General features: G+C 71.0%; 3 protein-coding genes and 1 pseudogene. All 4 read left to right on the forward strand.

The genetic code is table 11. The annotated features are described in order from the left end of the window. Positions 1-221: 221 nt before the first annotated feature. On the forward strand, positions 222-2,087 hold the full coding sequence (locus V7004_RS06965) for a polysaccharide biosynthesis tyrosine autokinase (RefSeq protein ID WP_334142984.1): 1,866 nt from the start codon (positions 222-224) through the stop codon (positions 2,085-2,087). An 11-nt stretch (positions 2,088-2,098) separates the two neighbouring features. Beyond that, complete coding sequence (locus tag V7004_RS06970) at positions 2,099-3,550, forward strand: hypothetical protein (protein ID WP_334142985.1); 1,452 nt, start codon at positions 2,099-2,101, stop codon at positions 3,548-3,550. Next, positions 3,550-5,184 carry an FAD-binding oxidoreductase gene (locus tag V7004_RS06975; RefSeq protein WP_334142986.1) on the forward strand — a complete coding sequence of 545 codons (1,635 nt, stop codon included), beginning with the start codon at positions 3,550-3,552 and terminating at the stop codon, positions 5,182-5,184. The genes V7004_RS06970 and V7004_RS06975 overlap by 1 nt, the downstream gene beginning before the upstream one ends. A 225-nt stretch (positions 5,185-5,409) precedes the next feature. After that, positions 5,410-6,307 (forward strand): annotated as a pseudogene (locus tag V7004_RS06980) (hypothetical protein); the annotation flags it as partial.

Here is a 6,307-nt window from a genome sequence, read left to right on the forward strand (position 1 = left end):
GCGCAAGGGGCTGGCCGGTCGCCACGGGGCGTGCCCGCCCCCCTCGCCGCGGTGGCCACCGGGTATGATCATGGCGACCCAAACCGGCGGGGGCCGGTTCCAGTAGCTCGCACACGGTCGGGGTTCGACGGGGCCTGGCGGCTGAATCCGATCTGCCGGTACCAACCCCGAGCCGGGTGGGCGAGCGCCAGCCAGCGACCGAAGCGAGACCCCGACCGCCGATGGATTTCGTGCACTACCTCCGGACCCTCCGCCGCCGCTGGCGAGTGATCGCGGTGGCGGCCGCCCTCGGTGCCGTCGTGGCCTTCATCGTCGTGCCCCGCCCCAAGACCGTCGACCCATCCCAGCTCCGCACCGTGTGGCTGGCCACGCAGAAGTTCATCGCCAACCAGTCCACGCCCAACAACGCCAACAACGCGGGGGCGTCGCTCTCCCTGGACCAGATGAAGCTGGGGATCACCACCGGCGGGGTACCCCAGCGGGTCGCGCAGCGCCTCGGTGGTGATCCCGCCGACTACGCCGCCCGGGTACACGTCGTGGTGAACCAGCAGTTGCGCACCCTCGAGATCTACGTCAAGGGCAACGACCCCGACGAGACCGAGCAGGTGGCGGACGTGTTCGGTGAGGAGCTGCTGGCCTGGATCCGGGGATTGCAGAACGAACGGCTCGAGAAGGATCGACAGACCACGGCGTCGGAGCTGGATGCCCTGCAGCAGGAGTATGCCGCGGTCACCGGCAACGATGCGGTGGCGGAGGCCCGCCGCAACAGCCTCCTCCAGGACATCAGCGCCAAGGAACAGCGGCTCCGCCAGATCGAGACCGCGATCACCTCGGCGGGCGATCCTCTGACCACCTTCAGCCGGCAGGCCCCGTTCCCGAGCACCGCTCCGCTCGTGGCCACCCTGTGGCGCAGCGACGACGTGCCCCGCAGCAACCAGAAGCAGAACACGAACAAGCAGACCCTCACGATCGAAGATCTCCAGGCGAACCAACCGACCCAGCGTCGCGGCCTGCACCCGCTGCTTTCCCTGCTCGGTGGTGGTATGGGAGGGGCCCTGCTCGCGAGCGCGGGCGTGCTGACGCTCGCCGCGCTCGATCCCCGGGTCTTCACCAAGGAGCAGGCCGAGGCTGCGTTCGGCTTCCCGGTCATCGCGGAGGTCCCGGCGTTCACCCGCCGCCAGCGGCGTGAGACCAACGTCATCAGCGTCACCGCGCCGTATTCGCGCTTCGCGGAGGCGTTCCGGGTGCTGCGGTCGTCGATCGTGTTCGTGGAGCGTTCGGGCCGGCTACCCGACCCCACCCCGCCCCACGCGGCCGGGAACCCGACCGGGGACACCGTCGCCCGCAAGCGGGCCACCGTGGTGATGATCACCTCACCGGGACCGTCGGAGGGCAAGACCACCACCGCCGCGAACCTCGCCGCCGTGCTGGCCGAGGACGGCAGCAAGGTGCTCGTGGTCAACTGCGACTTCCGGCGCCCGAGACTGCACCTCTTTCTCGGGGCGGATCACGAGCCGCGCAAGGTGATCGACACCCAGATCCCCGGGGTCAAGTTCGTCGCCGGTGTGGTGGACGACCATCGCACCGCGACGCCAGCCGAGGTGGTCAAGGCGCAGCGCGACGTGGTCACCGCGGCGCGGGAGGTCTTCGACTACATCCTCCTCGATACCGCTCCGTTGCTCACCACGAACGACGCGAGCGACGTCCTGCCGGTGACCGACATGGTGGTGGTCGTGTGCCGGGCCGGCAAGACCATGAAGGAAGCCGCCGACCGGGCGGCCGAGCTGCTGGAGCGGTTCAGCGCGCCGGTCATCGGTGCGGCGCTGGTGGCCGCGACCGATGCCCCGTCAGCCCGGTACTACTACTACTACGCCAGCGACGACGAGCACGCCGTGACCGATCCCGGCAACCCGTTGTCCGACCTGGTCGATGGGCCGTCCTCGGAGCCTCCGAACGGCTCGGCAGCTACTGGGGGTGCCGGAGAGGGCGTTGATCCCCAGCCTGCCGCGGACCTCGGTCTGCAGGAGGATGACTCGGAAGAGGTGGCGTTGGCGACGGGTGACGGCGCCGATCCCGACCGCGCCTGAACCGCTCGGCCATGGCCGCCACGCCCTCACCCCCACCGACCCATCAGCTCCCGAACATCCTCCACCCCCATACGCTCAGCGGCGAGCGGGCGGTGCACGTACCGCCGCTGCAGCGGCGGCGCCCCTCCAAGGCCGCGCCGCACACCGCCTACCGCCTGCTCGCCGGAGCCTGCATCCTCGTCACCCTCGCCTTGCTGGCCTGGGGTGCCTCGCAAGGCAAGCCGCTGGCCATCGGGCTGGTGGCGGTTCCGGTGGTGATGGCTCTCGCCTACCCGGTGCTGGCGCGCTACTGCCGCGAGGAGCGCACGTTCGACCTGCTCGGCATCGTCTACCTGGGCCTCGCCTTGCGCTTCGTCGGCTCGTACTACCGGTTCACGATCGCCGCCGACGCCAAGAGCTACTACCGGTACGGGGTCCAGTTCGCCGACTCCTTCCGCAACTTCGACTTCGCCGTCGACCTGGGCCGCCCGGTGCCCGGCACCGGCAGCGTCCGGTGGTTCTCGGCCCTGGTGGTGGTGTTCACCGGACCCAACATCTACCTCGAGTTCGTCGTGTTCACCCTGATCGCGTTCTCGGGGATGCTGCTGTTCTACCGGGCCTTCACCACCGCCTTCCCCAACGGGGACCGCAAGCGCTACGCACTGCTGCTGTTCCTGTGGCCGTCGATGGCGTTCTGGCCTTCGAGCATCGGCAAGGAATCGCTGATGATGTTCGGCATCGGTCTGGCCTCGTACGGTGCGTCGAGGATGTTCACCCACCGACCGCTCGGGATGGCTGCCCTGGCCGGCGGGCTGGCGGTGCTGGCGCTGATCCGCCCCCACATGTCCCTGATCGTGATCGTCGGGGTCGGTGTGGCGTACCTCTTCGTTCGCTCCACGCGAGGGTCGTTGTGGCTCTCGGGCGGCAAGATCCTCGCCATCGCCGTGCTGCTGATCGGAGGCGCGATCATCGCCACCCAGACCGCGGAGTTCCTCAAACTCGACGACTTCGGCCAGGACCAACTCGACGTCGTCGCCCAGTCGACCTCCGACCGGACCGCCCAGGGCGGTGCCGAGTTCACCCCCATCCGCGCCGATTCCTCACCCGTCCTCTTCCCCGCCGCCGTGGCCTCGGTGCTCTTCCGACCCCTGCCGTTCGAAGCCCACAACCAGGACTCGCTCATCGCGGCGGCCGAAGGCCTGCTGCTGGTCGCGATCACCGCCGCCTCGTGGCGTCGCCTGGCTCGGCTCCCGGGACGGATCATCCGCGAGCCCTACGTGGCGTACGCGGTGTCGATGGTCCTGCTGTTCTGCTTCGTCTTCTCGGTGATCGCCAATTTCGGCATCCTCACTCGGCAGCGCACCCAGGTGCTCCCGCTGTACTTCGTGCTCCTCGCCATACCCGCGGCCCGCGAGGTGGCGAGCGCCACCCGCGAGCCTCGGCAGAGGCCCACGCTCCTCACCGACCCGCCCCGGGCGACCTGATGGCCGAGCGGGTCCGCTCGTGGTGGGGTTGGGGCTGGGAGGACCAGGCGCTCTCCGACGCCCAGGCCGAGAAGCTCGGAGCGGCGGTGGCCGGCCGGCTCGGCACGGCCGTCGCGCCGCTGCGACCGCCACCATCGCTTCGCGACCTCGATCTGCCCTCACCCCGGATCCAGCCACCCGACTCGCTGGCCCCGATCCTCTCCACCCAACCCCTCGACCGCGCCGGGCACACCTACGGGAAGGCCTACCGCGACATCGTGCGCGGTTCCTACGGCGAGCTCGAGCGGCCACCGGACCTGGTGGCCTTCCCGCGGGACGAGGGCGACGTGATCGAGATCCTGGACTGGTGCAGCACGGCCCGGATCGCCGCGATCCCCTACGGCGGTGGCTCCTCCGTGGTGGGAGGCGTCGAGTGGCGCGGCGAGGGCGACTTCGCCGGGTGGGTGTCGATCGACCTCGGGCGTCTCGACCGGGTGGTGGAGATCGACGAGGTCTCCCGAGCGGCCCGCATCCAGGCCGGCGCCCTGGGACCGGGACTCGAGGCCCAGCTCCGCCCGCACGGCCTGACGCTGCGGCACTTCCCCCAGTCGTTCGAGTTCTCCACCCTGGGCGGGTGGCTGGCCACCCGGTCCGGCGGGCACTACGCGACCGTGTACACCCACATCGACGACCTGGTCGAGTCCATCCGAGCGGTGACGCCCACCGGGGTGATCGAGAGCCGCCGGCTACCCGGTTCGGGCGCGGGCCCGTCGCCGGACCGGCTCCTGCTCGGGTCCGAAGGAGCGTTCGGGATCATCACCGAGGCGTGGATGCGCCTCCAGGAGCGCCCCCGGTTCAAAGCGTCGGCCGGTGTCCGCTTCCGCGAGTTCCTCGACGGCGTGGAGGCCACCCGGGCGTTGGCCCAGTCGGGGCTCTTCCCCACCAACTGCCGCCTGCTGGATCCGGGTGAGGCCGCGAGCGCGGCGGGCCTCGGGGATGGCAGCGCACTGCTGGTCCTGGGCTTCGAGTCGGCCGACCACCCGGTCGACGCGTGGATCGGCCGCGCCGTCGAGCTGTGCGCGGATCACGGTGGGCACGTGCCCGAGGGCGTCACGATCTCGGCACCGGCCACCGGCACCGATGGCGCCCCTCGCGACGTCGCCGGGCGGGAGGGCGCGGTGGGAGCGTGGCGCAACGCGTTCCTCCGAGCCCCGTACGGTCGCGACGCCCTGGTCCGGATGAGCATCGTCGTCGAGACCTTCGAGACGGCGTGCACCTGGGACCGCTTCCCGGAGCTGCACCACCGGGTGACCACCACGATGCAACGCTCCCTCCAGCGCATCTGCGGTGGTGGATGGGTGACGTGCCGGTTCACCCACGTCTACCCGGACGGCCCGGCGCCCTACTACAGCGTCCTGGCACCGGGCCGACCCGGCTTGGAGATCGCCATCTGGGACGAGATCAAAGCGGCGGTGTCCGATGCCCTCCTCGATGCCGGGGGCACGATCACCCACCACCACGCCGTGGGGCGCGACCACGACCTGTGGTACCGGCGACAGCGGCCGGATCCCGTCGGGCATGCGCTCGCGGCAGCCAAGCAGGCGCTCGACCCCGCCGGGGTGCTCAACCCCGGGGTGATCGTCCCCCCAGCCTGAGGACAGCCCCGGTCGCCGCCGCCCCGCGCCCGCCATGTCCAACCGGCATGTCAAACGCGTGCCACAGCACGCGTTCGGCCTGCCAGAACCCGCCACACCCCAACCGGCATGTCAAACGCGTGCCACAGCACGCGTTTGACATGCCAGAAGAAGGGAGATTTCGTAGTTCTTGATGCTGTTTCGTGCACTTTCTATGCTGGACAGGCTCAGTCAGGAGGAGGAGCCATGAGTGCGCGGGTGCGGGTGGACAGGGGGCACGACGGGCAGTTGGTGGCGGTCAAGCAGGCTCTCGATCCCGAGGCCCGCACGCGGCTGGTCCACGAGGCCGCCGTCTTGGCCCTCGCGCGCCATCCAGGTGTGGTCCGGTCCCGAGGGCTCCGGGAAGTGGCGGGCACCCTCGAGCTGGTGACGACCTGGGTCGGGAGCAGATCGCTGGCGGACCGACCCGGCCGGGCGCCGGCGCAGATCGCGGCGATCCTCGCCGCGGTCGCCGAGACCGTGGCCGACCTCCACGACCTCGGCGTGATCCACGGCCAGCTCGCGGATCCGAGCCACGTGCTGTTCGACCAGCGGGACCGCCCAGTGCTCTGCGGGTTCGGCCGTGCCGAGATCGCGACCTCGTCGCCGGCGGGAGCGGGCGCGGCGTGCCGCTCCGACGACGTCCGGAGCCTCGGTCAGCTGCTCTCAGGCCTGGTGGAGCTCGACTCCCCCATCACGCTGATGCCACTGCACCGGTTCCGGCGGCACCAGCGCGACGACGACGGTGTGGCCCGAGCGCTGCTCACGCTCGCCGACCATGCGTCGGCCGACGACCCCACCTGCCGCCCGACGGCGCGGGCCTTCGCCCGGGCCCTCCAGCGGCTCGCTCCGGACCGCCACGACGCCGTTGCCCCAGCGACGGCCGCTGGCGAGACCGCCACCGAACCCAGCCCTGAGCACGTCGAGACGGACCCCATCGATCGGCTCCGCGCCGGCGCCCCCGCCCCCTCGTCCCGCGGCGACCGGAGTCGCCTGCGGCGCGTCGCCGCTGGCGCCGCGTCGATCGGATGCATCGCCGTCCTGGCGATCGGCGTCTTCTCGGGACCGACGTCGTCCCCACCTGAAGTCGCGCTCACCGGAGCCG

The organism is Rhabdothermincola sp., from assembly GCF_036846205.1.
GTDB lineage: Bacteria > Actinomycetota > Acidimicrobiia > Acidimicrobiales > Acidimicrobilacustridaceae > Rhabdothermincola.

Coding starts and splice junctions, on each gene's coding strand:
- V7004_RS06975 (WP_334142986.1), top strand. CDS start 3,550: ATGGCCGAGCGGGTCCGCTCGTGGTGGGGTTGGGGCTGGGAGGACCAG.
- V7004_RS06965 (WP_334142984.1), top strand. CDS start 222: ATGGATTTCGTGCACTACCTCCGGACCCTCCGCCGCCGCTGGCGAGTG.
- V7004_RS06970 (WP_334142985.1), top strand. CDS start 2,099: ATGGCCGCCACGCCCTCACCCCCACCGACCCATCAGCTCCCGAACATC.